Source organism: Gibbsiella quercinecans (genome assembly GCF_002291425.1).
In the GTDB taxonomy this organism is placed as follows: Bacteria; Pseudomonadota; Gammaproteobacteria; order Enterobacterales; family Enterobacteriaceae; genus Gibbsiella; species Gibbsiella quercinecans.
In genome coordinates, this window is the sequence record NZ_CP014136.1 from 2,103,923 (window position 1) to 2,122,058 (window position 18,136).

General features: G+C 54.0%; 16 protein-coding genes. 8 read left to right on the plus strand and 8 right to left on the minus strand.

The window, feature by feature from the left end:
* Positions 1-17: 17 nt before the first annotated feature.
* On the minus strand, positions 18-788 hold the full coding sequence (locus ACN28Q_RS09785) for a TrmB family transcriptional regulator (protein WP_257790442.1): 771 nt from the start codon (positions 786-788) through the stop codon (positions 18-20).
* Between the two features lie 335 nt (positions 789-1,123).
* Between ACN28Q_RS09785 and ACN28Q_RS09790 the strand changes: the two genes are divergently transcribed.
* Together ACN28Q_RS09790 and ACN28Q_RS09795 are read left to right on the plus strand one after the other, a co-directional pair.
* Positions 1,124-2,485 carry a purine-cytosine permease family protein gene (locus ACN28Q_RS09790; RefSeq protein ID WP_095846174.1) on the plus strand — a complete coding sequence of 454 codons (1,362 nt, stop codon included), beginning with the start codon at positions 1,124-1,126 and terminating at the stop codon, positions 2,483-2,485.
* Between the two features lie 22 nt (positions 2,486-2,507).
* Positions 2,508-3,857, plus strand: coding sequence for an amidohydrolase family protein (locus ACN28Q_RS09795; protein ID WP_095846175.1), 1,350 nt, complete (start codon positions 2,508-2,510; stop codon positions 3,855-3,857).
* A gap of 9 nt (positions 3,858-3,866) precedes the next feature.
* Here ACN28Q_RS09795 and ACN28Q_RS09800 read toward each other — a convergent pair whose 3' ends face one another.
* Positions 3,867-5,039: an ROK family transcriptional regulator gene (locus ACN28Q_RS09800; RefSeq protein WP_095846176.1), complete on the minus strand. Its 1,173-nt coding sequence runs from the start codon at positions 5,037-5,039 to the stop codon at positions 3,867-3,869.
* A gap of 252 nt (positions 5,040-5,291) precedes the next feature.
* Between ACN28Q_RS09800 and ACN28Q_RS09805 the strand changes: the two genes are divergently transcribed.
* Genes ACN28Q_RS09805 through ACN28Q_RS09825 form a run of 5 tightly spaced genes read left to right on the plus strand, consistent with a single transcriptional unit; the run spans position 5,292 to position 10,325 of the window.
* The gene (locus tag ACN28Q_RS09805) at positions 5,292-6,539 is read left to right on the plus strand and encodes an extracellular solute-binding protein (protein ID WP_095846177.1); all 1,248 of its coding nucleotides are present in this window, start codon (positions 5,292-5,294) and stop codon (positions 6,537-6,539) included.
* A 9-nt stretch (positions 6,540-6,548) separates the two neighbouring features.
* Positions 6,549-7,448, plus strand: a complete 900-nt coding sequence (locus ACN28Q_RS09810) for a carbohydrate ABC transporter permease (RefSeq protein WP_095846178.1) — start codon at positions 6,549-6,551, stop codon at positions 7,446-7,448.
* Positions 7,438-8,277 carry a carbohydrate ABC transporter permease gene (locus ACN28Q_RS09815; protein WP_095846179.1) on the plus strand — a complete coding sequence of 280 codons (840 nt, stop codon included), beginning with the start codon at positions 7,438-7,440 and terminating at the stop codon, positions 8,275-8,277. Before ACN28Q_RS09810 ends, ACN28Q_RS09815 begins: the two co-directional genes overlap by 11 nt.
* 2 nt (positions 8,278-8,279) lie before the next feature.
* Entirely contained in the window at positions 8,280-9,242 is a 963-nt protein-coding gene (locus ACN28Q_RS09820) for a carbohydrate kinase family protein (protein WP_095846180.1), read from the plus strand.
* A gap of 3 nt (positions 9,243-9,245) precedes the next feature.
* Positions 9,246-10,325, plus strand: coding sequence for an ABC transporter ATP-binding protein (locus tag ACN28Q_RS09825; protein ID WP_095846181.1), 1,080 nt, complete (start codon positions 9,246-9,248; stop codon positions 10,323-10,325).
* Positions 10,326-10,407: 82 nt separating this feature from the next.
* Here ACN28Q_RS09825 and ACN28Q_RS09830 read toward each other — a convergent pair whose 3' ends face one another.
* Entirely contained in the window at positions 10,408-10,788 is a 381-nt protein-coding gene (locus ACN28Q_RS09830; protein ID WP_095846182.1) for an EthD domain-containing protein, read from the minus strand.
* Between the two features lie 71 nt (positions 10,789-10,859).
* Between ACN28Q_RS09830 and ACN28Q_RS09835 the strand changes: the two genes are divergently transcribed.
* Positions 10,860-11,192 carry a MerR family transcriptional regulator gene (locus ACN28Q_RS09835; RefSeq protein ID WP_095846183.1) on the plus strand — a complete coding sequence of 111 codons (333 nt, stop codon included), beginning with the start codon at positions 10,860-10,862 and terminating at the stop codon, positions 11,190-11,192.
* A 355-nt stretch (positions 11,193-11,547) separates the two neighbouring features.
* On the opposite strand, the gene ACN28Q_RS09840 is transcribed toward ACN28Q_RS09835, so the two are convergent.
* The 5 genes from ACN28Q_RS09840 to emrA form a co-directional block, all read right to left on the minus strand.
* Positions 11,548-12,234 carry a hypothetical protein gene (locus ACN28Q_RS09840; RefSeq protein ID WP_147440142.1) on the minus strand — a complete coding sequence of 229 codons (687 nt, stop codon included), beginning with the start codon at positions 12,232-12,234 and terminating at the stop codon, positions 11,548-11,550.
* 637 nt (positions 12,235-12,871) lie between these two features.
* Entirely contained in the window at positions 12,872-13,786 is a 915-nt protein-coding gene (locus ACN28Q_RS09845; protein ID WP_095846185.1) for a PstS family phosphate ABC transporter substrate-binding protein, read from the minus strand.
* Entirely contained in the window at positions 13,783-14,685 is a 903-nt protein-coding gene (locus ACN28Q_RS09850) for a PstS family phosphate ABC transporter substrate-binding protein (protein WP_095846186.1), read from the minus strand. The genes ACN28Q_RS09845 and ACN28Q_RS09850 overlap by 4 nt, the downstream gene beginning before the upstream one ends.
* A gap of 727 nt (positions 14,686-15,412) precedes the next feature.
* On the minus strand, positions 15,413-16,897 hold the full coding sequence (gene emrB, locus ACN28Q_RS09855; protein ID WP_230469520.1) for a multidrug efflux MFS transporter permease subunit EmrB: 1,485 nt from the start codon (positions 16,895-16,897) through the stop codon (positions 15,413-15,415).
* Between the two features lie 56 nt (positions 16,898-16,953).
* Positions 16,954-18,129 carry a multidrug efflux MFS transporter periplasmic adaptor subunit EmrA gene (emrA, locus tag ACN28Q_RS09860; protein WP_095846189.1) on the minus strand — a complete coding sequence of 392 codons (1,176 nt, stop codon included), beginning with the start codon at positions 18,127-18,129 and terminating at the stop codon, positions 16,954-16,956.
* Between the last annotated feature and the right edge of the window lie 7 nt (positions 18,130-18,136).

An 18,136-nucleotide genomic window follows, 5' to 3' on the forward strand; every position in this document is an offset into this window, starting at 1 on the left:
ATGTACTGGCGCAGCGATCAATACCTCAGCTTGTTGATTAGCCCCACGTACTCGTCATCGTTGTGCAGGATATGACGGTACTTTTCCTCCAGGAATGTCAGGATAATGTCCCGGTAGAAGAAGTCCCGGAACACATCGACCAACTGCTCGGACTGGGTGGCAATGGAGTGCCAATCCGCCCCTTCGGTAATGGCGAACACCACTTCAGCGCCATCGACGACGATATTCTGGAATTTTTTCAGCCCGGTCTGGCTTTCATGTGGCACGAAGTTGCTCAGATTGCGCAGACTGGATTCCAGCTCACCAACCACATGGGCTTCCACCAGCACGCCTTGCCGCTCTTTCTCTTCCAACAGGGGTTGATAAACAAGAAAAATCTCTTTCCACGTGGAAATATTGATGGTCTTTTGCGCACCATCAATTAACGCCAGGCTATAGGCATAAATAGACTCTTCCGTCGCGAGATTCCAAACCCGATCGTCCGGTTTGATTTTTTTCTTTTTAACGTTTTTTAACTGTTCTATATCGGATTGAAATTTCAAGGTCAACTTTTTAATGACCTGCTCAATGGAAATAGCTTTATAAACTTTTTTCTTTTCAATTACCGAATCCAGCAAAATGCCTTTGTCCAGTAAGCGGGAGATCACTTCATAAACTTTAGCTTTCGGGACGCCGGATAATTTAGCGACAGCCGATGCTTCGACAGGGCACTCTGCGGAAAGAATCGCTTCGTACACCTGGCTCTCATACTGTGAAAACCCGAATTTCTCTAGCAAGATGCCACCCACTTAAGCAAAGAACCATATGAAATTATTATACCAGAGCGCTGTTTCTTGCGGAATGTTTTTCGCATAGTTACTATCGCGGTAGTAACCCATTATTGCACGGAAGATAAAAAACATCAGGGTGGTCTGTAACAGACTATGGTTATCCAATGATAACCAATAAAAAGGTCTGAAAAATCAATAAAAATATACCCAAAATAATTCGAGTTGCAGGAAGGCGGCAACGCAGCGAATCCCCAGGAGCTTACTCGAGTAAGTGACTGGGGTGAGCGAGGAAAGCCAACACACCTGCAACTTGAAGTATGAAGGGTATAACAAGGTCACTGGAGGTCAAAAATATGGCTATCGAACAACACAGCATTAACTATATTCCCGAGTCAGATCGCTATGGGAAACCAAAGGATTTGTTCGCCGTCTGGTTCGGCGCGAACCTGAATTTGACCACTATCGTTACCGGCGCGGTATTGGTAATGATGGGGCTAAACCTCTTCTGGAGCATCGCGGCGATTGTGCTGGGCAACGCAATCGGCACTGTTTTCGTGGCTTCGCACTCCGTTCAGGGGCCACGCCTGGGGATCCCGCAGATGATTCAGAGCCGCGCGCAGTTTGGCGTACTTGGCGCAATCATTCCCATGTTTTTCGTCATGTTCGTCTACCTGGGGTTCGGCGTGGCGAATACGTTGCTGATTAGCCAGACGTTAAATAATGTCCTGCCGATCTCTTCCACCTGGATCATCATTCTTTTTACCTTTATTTCCATCTTTATCGCCATTTATGGCTACCGGTTGATTCACTTCACCCAGAAATGGCTGTCGATCAGCGCGTTCGTGGTGCTGGGCATCGCCACGATCATGGCCTTCAATCAGCCGCTGCCGGCGGGAGCCTGGAATATCAGCGCGTTCAACCTCACGCTGTTCGTTTCGGGCGTTGGCATTATCGCTACCTACGTGCTGGCCATGGCGCCCTACGTCGCCGACTATTCCCGTTACCTCCCCTCGGACGTATCGTCCCCGAAGGTGTTTTGGTTTACCTATAGCGGCCTGGCGATCTCCGGCAGTTGGATGATGACGATTGGTGCGGCGCTTGCCACCGTTATTCCTGGCTTCTCCGATAATGCCGGCGGAAAAATGGCCGACATGTTCCACGGCTACAGTTGGCTTATGTATATCCTGATTGTCTATGGTTTGTTTGCCATCAATGTGTTTAATTTCTACGGCGCTTTTATGTCGGTCGTGACCTCTATCCAACCGTTCAACAGCCTGAAAGTCACGCCGCGTGTAAGAACAATTATTTTAGGCGCCATTCTGGTGATCAATATTGTTCTGAGCCTGTTGGGCGGCGAAAGCAATTTCATGACGCTATTTATCAACTTTATTTATTTCATGAGTTATTTCCTGATCCCATGGACGGCGATTAACCTGCTGGACTTTTTCGTGCTGCGTAAAGGCCACTATCACATTCAGGATATTTTCGATGTTCATGGTCGCTACGGGAAATATAATAAAATCACTATCTTTGCCTTTCTGATCGCCATCGTTGCTGAAATTCCGTTTATCAATTCTACTTTTTATGTCGGCCCAATAGCGAAAATGCTGGATGGCGCGGATATGGCCTGGATTGTCGGCATCGTCGCAGCCCTGGTGCTGTATTACTTCCCGATGAAGAACTGGCAGCCTGCACACGTTAGCCGGAAAGCATAATAACCAGACAGGATCTCTACCGATGAAAACCACTGTAATTACCAACGTTGTCATTTTTACGGTCGATAGCCGGGACACGGTCATCCGGAACGGGACGGTGATCGTTCAAAACGGCCTCATCGCCGCCGTTGGCAGCAAGGAGGCTATTCCGCTCCCCAGCGATGCCGACGAGATCATCGACGGCCGGGGACAAATGGCGCTGCTGCCGGGCCTGATCGACTCGCATAACCACTCGAGCCTGATGCGCGGCGTGGCGGAGGACTTACGGCTGGTCGACTGGTTGCCGATTTACGATCTGGAGCACCGGGCCTGCAACGAGGAAGACGCCTACCACGCCGCCAGGCTCACCTATCTGGAATGCCTGAAGAACGGTACCACCACCATTCTGGATATGTACCGCTTTATGCACCGCAGCGCCGAGGCCGCAGGGGAACTTGGGCTGCGGGTGCATTTGGCCCCCTATGCGGCGGACGTTCAGCCGTACGATTTCTTCGAGAGCACCAAAGCGAACGAGAAACTGATCAATACGCACCACATGAGCCAGAACGGCCGGATCCGGGTGTGGATGGGGCTGGAAAACCTGTATTACTGCAGCGAAGACATGTACAAAGCCGCGATCCTGGCCCAGAAAGAGTTCGGCGTCGGCATTCATACGCACGGTTGCGAGCAGGAGGAAGAGGAGCAGTCGATCACCCGCACCTTCGGCAAATCGACCATCGACATGCTGGAACAGCGGGGCATTCTGGGTGAAAAGACGCTGCTGGCCCACTGTGTGTGGGTGAACGACGACGACATCAAGAAGATGGCCGCCACCGGCACCAACCTGGCCCACTGCGCGATTTCGGCGGCTAAGCTGGGCTGTGGCGTAGCGCGTATTCCGCTGATGCTGCGCGAAGGGGTGAACGTCTCGATCGGCTCGGATGGCGTTATCGACAACAACAGTATGGATCTGTTCCAGGAGATGAAATTCGCCTCTCTGATACAAAAGGCGACGCAGCGCGACGCGTCTATTATGGGGGCGAAGCAAATGCTGCGCATGGCCACCATCAACGGCGCGAAATCGCTGAATATGGAAAACGAGATTGGCTCAATCGAAACCGGCAAAAGCGCCGACATGATTCTGGTGAATTTCTTCAAGCCGAACCTTCAGCCGGTCTTCTGGAACGAGCAGGAAGAGACCAACCTGCTGTGGAATCTGGTGTTTTCCGCCAAGGGGGAGAATGTCGATACGGTCATGGTTCAAGGCGACATTCTGGTACGCCACGGCCTTATCACCAAGGCCAGCGAAACGGACATCATGCTCGCGGCACAGAAACAGGGGGAAGACTGGATGCGGCGCCGGGAGCAATATAAGCCGGTGCCTGCGGCGTAACGGCGCCCACTACTTCATCAGCACCTGATACTGCGGATTAAACTCATCGAAAATCGGCAGCGCGGCGGCGCCCAATGCGGAAGTGTCGCTGCCGGTCATACCGATTTTCACGCGCATGTCGGTGAGATAGCGGCTGCGCACCGACTGGTGTAGCGGCGGCAGGCGTTTAATCAGCTTTTCCAGCAGCGGGTGCGGCATCATGCCGCCCACGATCACCGCTTCCGCATCGAAAATACATTCGATCATATTGATCGCCTGGCGTAGCGGCGGCAGCGCGCTGTCGATCCAACCGTCGAACAGCGCCGGTTCCACATCAAGCAGATCGTCCGGCAATGCGGTCATCGGATTCAGCCCGCAGTGTTCGTAGGCCGCCTGTAACGACACATAGCGCTCCAGGCAACCATGGTTGCCGCAATAGCAAGCCCGTCCACCCGGTTGCGCCACGATATGGCCGATTTCGCCGGCATTGTGGGCATGGCCGGTATAAATATGGCTGTCGGTGAAGATCCCCGCCCCCAGCCCGGTGCCGATATAGAGATAAACGAAAGAATTCAGCCGCCGCGCCACGCCGTGAAACCGCTCGCCAATCGCCGCAACGGTAGCGTCGTTTTCCAGCGTCACCGGCAGCCCGCTGAGGCGGGCCAGTTCCGCCGCTACACCCACCTGCTCCCAGCCGTTGAGCGTCGTCGGCCCCTGAGAGGAAAGGCCCTCCACGCCGAACGGCCCAGGCATCACCACGCCAATTCCCAGCACTTTGGGCCACTGCGCCGCCAAATGCGCGCGGATCTCATCGAGCACCCCGGCAATGCGCAGTAATGTGTCATGCGGCTGGGGCTTTTGCACCATGATAAGGCGGCGAAACTGGATTTCACCGGCCAGATCCACCAGCACGATCAGCAGCGTCTGGTGGTCGAGGTGAATGCCGATCGAGTAGGCGCTGACCGGGTTGAGCGTCAGCGGGATCGCCGGCTGGCCGCGCCCGCTGGCCTTGCGCGGCAGATGGGTGGTAAGGATCTCCGCCTGTTGCAGCTCAGCCACGATATTCGACACCGTCTGCGGCGTCAGCGCCGTCAGGCGGGCGAGCTCGGCGCGCGTCAGCTCGCCGTACAGGCGGACGGCTTCAATGATCACCCGGCGATTGTGGGCGCGGGCGTGTTCCAGATTGGTTCCTGAGGTTTTCATCGGCAGCATTCCAGACAACGGACGGCTCAGTATGTAATTCAGCCGGGGCGACAATCAATTTAATTTTTTGAAAATATTCAATGCGTTCCCGCCCTGCTCCGCCGCCGGAGCACTGGCCGGCTCGCCATGTGCCGGCCAGGACTGGCACGCAGCTTGCTTTATTTCTGAGCGGGCTGACAACACCCGGTTTTTTGTCCTCGATTAAATCAATCAAATTGATTTAATAAATTATAGCGTTCGCGGAGAGAGAAAATGAAACGTCGAATCACCCCACGGTTGCAAAGCGGTCTGCTCGCCCTACTGGCGTTGAGCGGCGGCGTTCAGGCGGCCGATACGCAAATCAACGCGCTGTTCATGACGCAGGCGGCCTATAGCGAGAACGACATTCGCGCCATGACCCACGACTTCGAACAGCAGCACCCGGACATCCACGTCAACCTGGAATTCGTGCCTTACGAAGCACTGCACGACAAAATCGTAGCGGCGCACGGTGCGAGCAGCAACGGCTACGATGTGGTGCTGTTCGACGCCATCTGGCCGGCAGAGTTCACCCGTTTCGATCTGTTACAGGACGTCAGCACCCGCATTCCAGCGGCGGAAAAAGCCAACATCTTCCCCGGCGCGATGAACACGGTGGTCTATCAGGGCAAAACGCTGGGTATGCCGTGGATCCTCGACACAAAATATCTCTATTACAACAAGGCGATGCTGAGCAAAGCGGGCATCAGCCGACCGCCGCAGACCTGGCAGCAGGTATTGGACGATGCCAAGATCATCAAGGAAAAAGGCATCGTGAAATACCCGCTGGTGTGGAGTTGGTCGCAGGCGGAAGCGCTGGTGTGCGATTACACCACGCTCGTTTCCGGCTTCGGTGGCCAGTTCTATCAGAACGGTAAGCTGAATTTCACCGGCCCGGCGTCAATGAACGCGGTGAAACTGATGAAAGGCTCACTGGATAGCGGGCTGACTAACCCGGCTTCGCGCGAATATCTGGAAGAGGACGTACGCAAAGCGTTCTCTAACGGTGATGCTGCCTTCGCCCTCAACTGGACCTATATGTACAACATGGCCAACGATCCGCAGCAGAGCAAAGTCGCCGGCGAGGTGGCGATCGTGCCTGCGCCGGGAGACGCGCCGGGCAAAGCGGGCGCGGTTAATGGCTCAATGGGGCTGGGCATCGCCAAAGCCAGCCAACACCCGGAGCAAGCCTGGCAGTACATCAGCTATATCACTTCGCAGCCGGTGCAAAACAAATACGCCAAGCTGAGCCTGCCGATTTGGCAATCGTCCTACGACGATCCGGCGGTGAAGGCCGGACAAGAAGCGCTGATCGCGGCGGCGAAGACCTCGCTCAACGTCATGCTCTCCCGCCCGGAAACCGCTGAATACTCGCGCCTATCCAACACCCTGCAACAGCAATTGCAACAGATCCTGCAAGGGCAGACAACGCCGGAAGCGAGCATGCAGGCGGTGGATAAAAGCGCGGCCCGGCTGCGCTAAGGAAGAACGATGCTGAGTTTGCAACAACGCGAGCATCGTCAGGCGTGGGTGCTGCTGGCGCCCATGCTGGTAGTGATGTTCCTGCTAACTGCCTGGCCGCTGCTGCGCACCATCTGGCTCGGATTTACCGACGCGGCGTTAGTGGGCAGCGGCGAGACCCCAGCCTACGTCGGGCTGGAGAACTACCTTTATGCGCTGACCGATCCCGATTTTCAGGCGGCCATTCTGCGCACGCTGTATTTCACCGTAGTGTCAGTGATAATTGAAGGCGTGCTGGGAGTGCTGGTGGCGTTGCTGCTCAACCAGCGCTTCGTCGGACGCAATCTGTTGCGCGTGCTGGTGATCCTGCCGTGGGCGCTGCCGACCATTGTTAACGCCATGATGTGGCGGCTCAACTTCAACCCGGATTATGGCAGCATCAACGCACTATTAACGCAGTTGGGCGTTATCGACCATTACCGCAGTTGGCTGGGTTCGCCGGACGCCGCGCTGCACGCGGTGATGCTGGCGGACATCTGGAAAAACTACCCGTTGGTGACGCTGCTGACGTTGGCGGCGCTACAATCGATCCCGGAAGACCTGTATGAAGCGGCGCGGCTGGATGGCGCCCCAGCCTGGCGACGTTTTCGCGCCATCACCTTCCCGGCGATCGTCGCCCCGCTCGGCGTCGCGCTGGTGTTGCGCACCATCGACTCTTTCAAGGTTTTCGACATCATCTACGTGATGACGCGCGGCGGCCCGGCAGACAGCACCAAAACCCTCAGTTTTTTCGTCTATCAGGAGTCGTTCAGCTACCTGCGCGCCGGCAGCGGCGCAGCCTACGCCATCTTGATGGCGCTGATGTGCAGCGTGCTGATCGCGCTCTATTTGTTAATGCTGCGCCGACGGAGTGCCGACCATGAAACGTAAACTGCGCCCGCTGCTGCGTTACGGCGCCGCGCTGCTGGTGGCTGCCAGCATCGTCGGCCCGATGCTGTGGCTGTTCCTGATGAGCGTCAGTTCCACGGCCGATTTAACCCGCGTGCCGCTGGAATGGCTGCCGCGCCAGTGGGATTTCAGCCGCTACGGCCGCCTGCTCTCTCTGCAAATCGGCCAGCCTGGTGAACTGTTCCTCCATGCGCTGGGCAACAGCCTGCTGGTGGCCAGCGGCGCGACGCTGCTTTCGCTGCTGCTGGCAATCCCGGCAGCGTTCAGTTTCTCCCGCTATCCGGGGCGCGACGGTTGGCTGTTCGCTGGACTGGCGGTCTATATGGTGCCGCCAGTGGCGTTCGCGCTGCCGTTGTACGCCGTGCTGCAACAGTTGGATCTGCTAAATACCCGCGGCGGGCTAACGCTAGTCTATTGCTCGCTGATCCTGCCTTTCCTCACCTGGATGCTGAAAAATCAGTTCGATAGCCTGCCGCGCGACATCGAACAGGCGGCGCGGCTGGACGGGCTGCGATTCTGGCAGGTGCTGCTGCGCATCACCCTGCCGCTGGCGAAGCCGATGCTGGGCGCGGCGGCGATCTTCGGTTGGCTACTGGCCTGGGACGAGTTTTTCTACGCGCTGCTGTTTACCAGTAACCTCAGCGCACAAACCCTGCCGGTGACCATCGCCGGTTTCACCGCCGGGCGCGCCACCGACGATGGCCTGATCGCCGCTGTCGGCATACTCGCCTCGACGCCCCCGCTATTTATCGCCATCTGGCTGCAGAAAGCGCTGGTCAGCGGCCTCACCAATGGCGGCAGTAAGGGATAACCATGGACAGAACCCACAACGCCACCTTGTATGTGGCAGGCAATATCAACATCGATTTAATTATGGGTACGCTGGCGCAGTGGCCGCGACCCGGCACCGAGATCATGCTGGAGCATAGCGAGCTGCGCCCCGGCGGCTCCGCCGGAAACTGTGCGCTGGCGCTGGCGCAGATGAACGTGCCGCACCGGGCCGTCGCCAATCAGGGCAGCGACGGCTTCAGCGCCTGGCTGGCCGGGCACTTCGCCGCCAGCGCCGACGCCTGGCCGCGCTACGCCTGCGATACTTCGCTGACCGTGGGCGTGACCCATCCGGACAAAGAGCGCTCGTTTATCAGTAATCAGGGCCACATCGTGCGCCTGACTGCCGCAGACGTGCTGGCGCAGTTGCCGGAGCGTGCCCAGCCGGGCGATATCGCGCTGTTATGCGGCACGTTTTTATGTACCGCGCTGCTTGACGATTACCCGGCGCTGCTGGCCACGCTGCAACAACGCGGTTTTCTGGTGGCGGTGGATACCGGTTGGCCGCCGCGGGGCTGGAGCGATGCTCTGCGCCGGCAGTTGCTGCACTGGTTGGCCGATTGCGATTGGCTGCTGCTCAACGAGGCAGAAACCCTCGGCTTTGCCCAGCAGCCCACGCTGGAAGCGTCGGCCCGTTGGCTGGCAGACCGTTTGCACCGTGGCGGCGGCTGTGTGGTAAAACGCGGTGCGCAGGGAGCCAGCCTGTGGACACGCCAAACACAGTTGGACGCGCCGGCGCAGCCGGTGGCCGTGGTCGATACCATTGGCGCCGGCGACAGTTTCAACGCGGGCTTTCTCAGCGCGCTGCTGTGCGGCGAACCCCACGCGCAAGCGCTGCGCTGGGGCATTGAGGTGTCGGCGCATGCCATCAGCAGTTCGCCACGCAGCTATCCCGACTGGCAAACCTTACAACAATCCTTATTCACACCCGATCTTGAGGAGAATTGAGTCATGGCCGGCGTAGAACTGGTAAAGGTAGCCAAGCGCTACGGTAAACAAACGGTGCTGCATCCGCTTGATCTCACCATTCCCGACGGCAGTTTCACCGTGCTGGTGGGGCCGTCCGGCTGCGGAAAATCAACCCTGTTGCGCTTATTGGCCGGGCTGGAAACTTTGTCTGACGGCGACATCCTGCTGGATAAGCAGCAAATCAACGATCTCGACCCGGCGGAGCGCGATATCGCCATGGTATTTCAAAGCTACGCGCTCTACCCCCACCTGACGGTGGCGGAAAACCTGGCGTTTCACATGCAGGTAAAGAAAGTGAAACGGGAAGAGCAGCAAAGCAAAATCGCGCATATCGCCACCATGCTCGGCATCGACAAACTGCTCAGCCGCTACCCGCGAGCCCTGTCCGGCGGCCAGCGCCAACGCGTGGCAATGGGCCGGGCGATGGTGCGCAACCCGCGGGTGTTCCTGTTCGACGAACCGCTGTCCAATCTGGATGCGCAGCTGCGCATGGAACTGCGCGCCGAGATCAAAGCGCTGCACCAGCGTTTCAATACCACCACGCTGTATGTGACGCACGATCAGGTGGAAGCGATGACGCTGGCCGACCAGATCGTGGTGATGCGCGATGGCGTGATTGTGCAGCAAGGTGATCCGCTGACCATTTACGATCGCCCGGTCAACACTTTCGTCGCCCAGTTTATCGGATCGCCGCCGATGAACCTGCTAGCGGGAAACATCGAGGTACGCAACGGCCACCCCGGCGTAAAATGCGGCGCACAGTGGTTGGCGCTGCCGGCGCGCTGGCACGCCGCTGCACTGGCACAGGGGGAAAAAGAGGTGCTGGTCGGGCTGCGCCCCCACGACATCCTACCCTCGCCGGAGGGCGTGGCGGCGACAGTGCGGATTGTGGAAGTGACCGGCGAATCGACGCTGCTACACCTCGACTGGCAAGGCGCGCCGTTGCACGTGCAGGTGGCAGAACGCGTGACGGCACGGCCGGGAACCCCGCTGCCGCTGGTTATCAGGCCGGAGAAAATCCATTTGTTCGACGCGGCAAGCGGCGAACGATTGGCTGAATAGACATCACGTTGCAGCCAATGCGGCTGCAACGTGAAAGACGGCGCTGAGTGGATAACAAACGAGAGGGTTCACCCATCATGGCTTATTGCTCATCAATAATATGCCGCTCTTCGCCATACCAAAGTTGCGAATGTGCCAAATCTACGAATTTTCGTTCATCTTCAATAAGTTGCTGCAGCGCATTTAAACCTTCTTCTGTTTTTCGCGCAGCGAGATGCGATGCCAGATCGTCCCACCACAATTCGGCGCAACCATCGAAATCGACAGGGGTGGCATTCCTTGTGTGCTGAAGCGCATGTTGTGCCACTTCATTCGCAAAGGGAACCGTCTGGATATACCTGCGAATACCAAGCATTGCAGAATATTTGATCACTAATGGCGCATGGTGATTACGCCAGTGATCATCAAACTCTTCCCGTGTTAAATCGGGGCGCCTTTTTACACACATAATTAATTTTAACATGCCGTTGCTCCTTTCATTCTGGAGCATCGAATCTTACACTCTGACAGTAGTGTCAGAGTCAAGGGGGCGTCATGCAAATTGGTAAACTGGCAGCGCTTACCGGCGTGAGCATTCGAATGCTCCGCTACTATGAAAGCGCCGGGTTGCTTCACCCAACGCGAACGGAAGCGGGTTATCGTTGCTTCACGCGGGAAGATGTGGCGGTGGTGAAACGCATACTTACGCTAAACCAGGCGGGGTTTACTCTGCCTGCAATTCACGGCTTGTTGAATTGCGTAGGTTCAGAAACAGCCCCCTGCGAAACCCTAAAAATTCGAGTGCGGGAACAACTGGATGAGATCGACCGTCGGATTGAAACCCTGTACGAAAGCCGCGCTCTGCTTAACCAACTTCTTACGCCCTGAAGTTAAAAAACGTTTTTTGCCAGAGCGATACCCAACGTAGATGTTTGTATTTAGGCGCTCCTCCTGCCGGGTTTACACTCGCATTCTGGCACTTAGATGCCGCCAAAGTTGGAGCGTCCATTTCAATTATCTCTGGATCAGATGGGCGTCGGCCAAAATCTGATGTATTCAAAAAACCTGCACCTCGGACACAGGAGTGCTACAGTGGCTAACGTTTTCAGACGAGCGCCCATAAGGCCGCTCATCGTTCCGAAAAAAAGGTCAAAACGTCAGCGGTTCATGTCGGTATTTGCGGCCCCGGCCTCCAGTGTCAGCCAGTTGCATCGGCACTGGATATTTCACACATTGTTTTCTACTAATTACAATAGCTGGCAAAGATAACATGTTTCTTTCTCATTGACTTAACCCACTGAGAGGCCGAATTAGCATAAGAAATATTTCTCATCCCAAATTTACCCATATCTTCCGGAGTGTAAGAAAACCATTTCTCAGGAAATTTTTCATTATAATCATCTTTTAATTGCGGACAGAAAGACAATTGAATAGCCACCCCAATTTTTTTATAGAAAACTACATCTTCTTTTCTTATCTCTTTTATCTCAGGTAACTTGAGAAAATCATCACGCGATATCCCTCCTGACACATTAAGTTCTTTTTCTGGTCCGTTAACACCACCATGCCACAGAAGATAGGAGTCATTACCAAGATGCTTTTGTTTTCCTGCCGGAAAGATGTAATTAGCACACGCGGAAGCACACACGCTACGTACATCAATATCAATGTCATTGTGATATACGTAAAAACCTATCTGCAAAGCAGATTTAGCATCGCCACCAACACTGTTAATGGATATTTTTTTAATTTTATTCTCACCAATTTTTCTTAGTATTTCAGTATAGGAATTCTCTTTTATTTTCCCATCAAAATAAACCACATTGCCTTTCACTCTTATTTTAGGAGGATCAAAGAGAGCTTTTCCATCCTTCAGATCTATTTCCGAATAGGCTAAGCACAATCTTGGACTAAAAAGAAACATAAACATTATTAAGGCCAACATTATAAATTGACAATTAAAAAACGCCCGAGGGGAGAAATTACATTTGGACATTAAATAAACTCCATCCCTGCCAAAATAACAAACGGTGATTTTGTCAAAAAATATTATCTTTAAACTCAATCCATTACAGAGAATTTGATATATTCCCACATAAAACAGGTAATACCAATTGATTCTTATTTATAATGTACCCCCTTTTTTTGAGTGTTTTAAGTCAATATGGGTTACAAAATGTAAACCATTGCAATTTAAAGAACCCCTAAGGTAAACGTGTACTTTATCATTGATTTTATAACAAATAAATCAACGCATAATATTTAAAAGTGTGAGTAATTACGCTTGAAAATTAAATAATAGATCTACGATTGAGTCATTTATTTTTGAATATATGGGATCTTCAACAACTGCACGTTCAGGGCAGGAAGGGCAAATGCCAGACGATATAAAATTACGCGCCGCGTCCCGTTTTACCGGGCTTCGCCAGTGTGACTGCCGGTAAGAGCCAAAGACCAGGCAGCCACAAAAGCCGCGCTCTGCTTAACCAACTTCTCACGCCCTGAGTTTCGCTTTACCCCCAAATCTTTCAGCCACGGGAATGGATCTTACCCAGTCAAAATGAATTTTATAACAGCGCTAAACGCTGTTTTTGGGTTTCAAGCATCTTTTCTTCGAGCGGGATATAACCTTCGGCACTGTGGGTTTGTGCACCAATCACCGCTTGCCCCGCCGGCGAGAGAGTGAACGCAAGCCACTCCTTCAGTTGAGGATCCAGTTTGCTGCCAGGCGGCAAATCAAAGTACAAAGAAACGTAACTGGATAAAGGATATAAGCCCTGATGTACATGCGTTAAAGTCGGCAGATAGTAGCCCGATGAACTGTCCCTGGCTAATGCCACCATTTTAGTCTCCGATTGGTATGCCGCCGCGTTAAACCAGCCCACACAGCCAATACCGAAGGGATCGTTTGCCACGGCCTCAAGCACGGATTGACGATCGGGTAACGGTTCATAGTGGGGCGGGTACGGCCGTTCACTTAAATGGAGGTGCCGGAAAGCCGTTGCGTACTTACCATCATCGCGCAGCCCATACACATGGATACGGCGATCTTTGAAATCCCCCGCCAGGCCCAGCTGCGACCACATACGGATCTCTCCCTCGCTATTTCCTCGCCCAAAGATGGCCTGAACCTGGCTCATCGTCAGCCCATGCAGAGGATTGCGCTGATTAATGTACAGCGCGGGTGGGCTTTTGGCCCCTGCGCGAGGCCCATGCCCGGTGTAACCGACATGGATTGCCGAAGGGGAATACCCTTTCACGTGGGTAAAGGCATCCAGCTCATACTGCCATGGTGCGCGGGAGATAGGCGCAACCCAGCTTGCATTTGCGGCCAGCGCCATAATGGCGGTCGACGAGCCTTCCAGGGTGCATTCAAAACGAATCTGCGGATGTTGAACCTGGAAGTGTTCGCACCAGGGGATAACCAGCGATGCCATTCCATCATTGCCAATAATGGGCAAAGTGATAATCGATTTATTCATGAACCGTGTTCCATCTGCTGAGATTGAGACTTGATTAATTCGCTGGATAACGCGGCATAGCGCGGGTGGGCACTGACTATTTCCTGGCCCGCCGGCGAAAGAATGAACGCTGCAAATTGCGTAATGTGGGAACTGAGTTTGCCGTTCTGGTCTTTTGGCAAGTACAACTGCAAATAACGTGTTAATGGATAGGCGCCGCTCAGCATGTCATCCCGCGTGGCGGCGGTGATATGCCCGTTGCCATCCGACAGGGGCAAGGCACGGACGCAATCACTGTCCCGCCCGGATTCAGCGATCCCGATTCCGGCAGGCATGTTCTCAAGTTTCCCCAGCAGAGCATCGGTATCGGCGACATACTCCCCAGCCCAGCTCGCGAGTCGCTGATCAAAGTGATGCTGACTGAGATAAACACTTAATGGCGCGGTTTCAGGCAAACGCAAAGGATAAATACTGGTTTCCTGTAGCGGTGAAGCCATATCGATTTGCCCCCAGCATGAATAATCACCCTGCGGGTTTCCATTGGTAAAAATCTGGCTAAGTTGCTGCAAGGTAAGGTGCGAAAGCGTATTTGATCGGTGTACATAAACGGAAGGCGTGGCGGGTGCGCACAGGCCTATTTTGATGGCGAACGGCTGGCTGTTGATGAGCTTACGATAAGGCACGCTCTCAAAAGGCGCCATTTCACGCTCCAGCATTGCCAAAGACGCCTGGCCCGTCATAAGAAATGCAAATACGGCGGGTTCACCGACAGCAACATAAGCGCAGTCGATATCGCTGTTTAGTTGGCGAAACGCTGCAACGAGATTGGCCGCCAGATCGCTGCTATGTGCACAAGACGCCAGTTTGAGCGTTTCGGCATCGGCTGGCGCCAGATAAGGTGTATAGGTTTCTGAACTCATTTGCCTGTTCGATTCCTCAAAATGTGAAAATTTTCACCTAACTGGCTATCGGTAAAGATAATTTATACCCAAAATAATTCGAGTTGCAGGAAGGCGGCAACGCAGTGAGTCCCCAAGAGCTTACTTGAGTAAGTGACTGGGGTGAGCGAGGAAAGCCAACGCATCTGCAACTTGAAGTATGAAGGGTATAGAAGCAGAGAGGAGAACATCCAGCGCCATACGTAATGATTTCCATTCGCATTATGTTGTTGAAAATAATCATGATGTAGAACGATGTAGTAGTCAAATTCAAGGCTAGCTACAGTCGTCGAATTCTTTCCCGATTTCTTTTCCACATTTTTTCTTGGGGCAAGCTATAACACCCGAATTGCGAATACCAATGCAATGTTCAGAGCTACCGTTAATAACGTGACGGATAAACGCTACTGGAGTGCGGCAGGCAGTAGCCAGTTAGCGGTAGGCATGCCCCGGACTTTCGTTCTCTCTTCTTCATTTGAATTTTAATCGCGCGATGGCAGGAGAGTTATCTCCTGCCATTACGTGCTTGAGCAGAAATTATTTTTATACCTAAACGCCCCACATTATCTTTTCTGTCGCGGGTGATGGCTGAATCACCACACGTAATCCAGGCGCTTTCGAGCCGCTGAACAACGTGATACGGCTTACCATTAAAAAACGCAACGTGTTGAGAAAAAGACGGTGTGGCCGGCAAGCCAGGCTGGTTGCATCAGTGAGCGCCGCCGCCGCTGAACTGCGGACGAGCGAACCAGATTAATATCAGCAGAACCAGGAACGCCCCTCCGGATAACCAGAAGATCTCGTTGGCCGAAATAATCAGCCCCTGATTCGTGATCTCTCTCGCTATCCAGCTGGATGCCTGTTGGTGACTCATGCCCTTGCCTTCGAGTTGCTGATAGAGTTGTGTCGCCGCCGGATTAAACGGCGTGATGTTTTCCGTTAGCTGCGCATGATGCAGCGACTCACGGTTTGACCACATCGTCGTCGTAATCGACGTACCGATTGACCCCATTAGAATACGGATAAAGTTCGACAAGCTGGATGCCCCCGCCATACGTTCCGGCGGTAACCCGGAAAAAATAATGGTGGTCAGCGGCATGAAGAAGCAGCCCACGGCGAAACCCTGAATAAACTGCGGCCACGCGGAAGCACCAAAATCCATTGCCGGTTCAAACGTATATGCACGCCAGAAGAAACAGTAGGCATACATAATAAAGCTGAACGTCACCAACTTGCGCATATCCAGACGGTGCGAAAAGCGGCCAATAACCGGTGATATCAGAATCGGCAATATCCCGACCGGTGCCGATGCCAACCCCGCCCAAGTGGCGGTATACCCATAGACTACCTGCAATAACTGCGGCAGCAACACAAGCGAGCTAACATAGAGCATGAAGGCCAGGCTGATACACAGCACGCCGATGGTGAAATTTCGGGATTTAAACAACGATAAATCGACTATCGGGTGGTCGTCCGTCAGCTCCCAGACCACGAGGAAGCAAAGCGCGACCACGGCCACGATTGCCAGCACGATAATTTCGGTCGAGTTAAACCAGTCGAGCTCCTTACCCTGATCGAGCATCACCTGTAATGCGCCGATCCCCAGCACAAGAAGCATTAAGCCGACACAGTCGATCGGGCGGATCTGCGTCGCAGTTTCGCGGCCCTTCAGCGTTTTCAGCGTCACGAATACAACCGCAATGCCGATCGGCACGTTGATAAAGAAGATCCAGCCCCAGTGATAGTTATCACTGATGTATCCACCGAGGATAGGCCCACAAATCGGGGCGACGATCACCGTCATCGACCAGAGTGCCAGCGCGGTACTTCGCTTAGCCGGCGGATAGTTATTCAGCAACAGACTTTGCGACAGCGGGATCAGCGGGCCGGCCACCACACCCTGTATCACACGGAAGAAAATCAGCATTCCCAGGCTATTGGATATACCACACAGCCAAGAGGCGACGGCAAACAGCCCGGTCGACCACAGGAATAGTTTAACCTCACCGATGCGCTTTGCCAGCCAACCGGTGATCGGGATCGAGATGGCGTTTGCCACCCCGAACGACGTGATAACCCAGGTGCCCTGAGAGTTCGAAGCACCAAGATTCCCGGCAATGGTTGGGATCGCCACGTTGGCGATCGTCGAATCCAGAACCTGCATAAAAGTAGCCATAGACAAAGCCACCGTCATCCAAGCCAGCGGGGCACCTACCAGCGGTTTATTTGCCACAGAGGCCTCCAGAAATGTTAGCCTGCATTGGCATGAATGACGTCAGCAATGATGGCATTGACCGGCGCCAGATCCAGCGTCAGAGCGGATGTCTGATACAGCGGTTCTGTACGGACCGTATCCGCCAGCACCCGACCATCCCGGTTCTGGGTGTCGACAGTGACCAGCGCGGACAAACCGATGCGCAGCGGGTGTTCCGCCACTTCCCGATCGTTTAGCTCAATACGCACCGGCAGACGCTGAACCACTTTGATCCAGTTGCCGGTGGCGTTCTGAGCCGGTAACAGTGAGAACGCACTGCCGGTGCCCATGTCGATACCGACCACTTTGCCGGAATATTTTACGTTATCGCCATACATATCGCTGACGACGGTAGCGACCTGACCAATGCGCATATTTTTCAATTGCGTTTCTTTAAAATTGGCATCAACCCAAATGTGGTGGGCGGGTACAACAGCCATCAAAGACGTGGACGGTGTGATCCGCTGGCCAACCTGTATGGCGCGGCGCGATACAAAACCCTCTATCGGACTGCGAACTTTGGTACGTTGCAGGGCAAGCCACGCATCACGAAGCTGAGCAGCGGCCCGCAAAACCTGTGGCTGCTGCGCAACGGGCGTATTCAATACCATCGCCTGATTGGCGTTGTATTGCTGAACGGCGACATCGTATTGCGCTTTGGCCGTTTCCACGGCATCGCGAGCGTGTTGCAGTTCTTCACGGCCAATCGCATCAACATTCCCCAGCACAATGCGGCGTTTCAGGTCTGTTTGCGCCTGTTGCCATTGAGTCTGACGCAGCGTGATATTCGCCAGATACTGTTTGCCGTTAATGATCAACTGATGCGTTTGGCGCACGCTGTTTGCCAACGCCGTTTTAGCGCGCTCAAAAGCCTGTTCAGCATCGGTCGGTTCGATAGACGCCAGCACGTCGCCTTTTTTCACAAAGTCGGTGTTGTCGAAGTTAACGTCGGTCACGCTGCCCGACACCTGAGCCATAATCTGAACCTGATTACCGGCAACATACGCATCATCAGTAGACTCGAAATGACGTAAAACCAGTAGCCAGTAAAACAGGTAGGCGATGGCGATAATAATGAAAATCCCGGTTAACAAAAGCATCGCGATTTTCCGCGTTTTCTTTTTATTTTTCGGAGCTTGCGGTGTTGCCTGAGTTTCGGCATGTGCGCTCATGATCTTC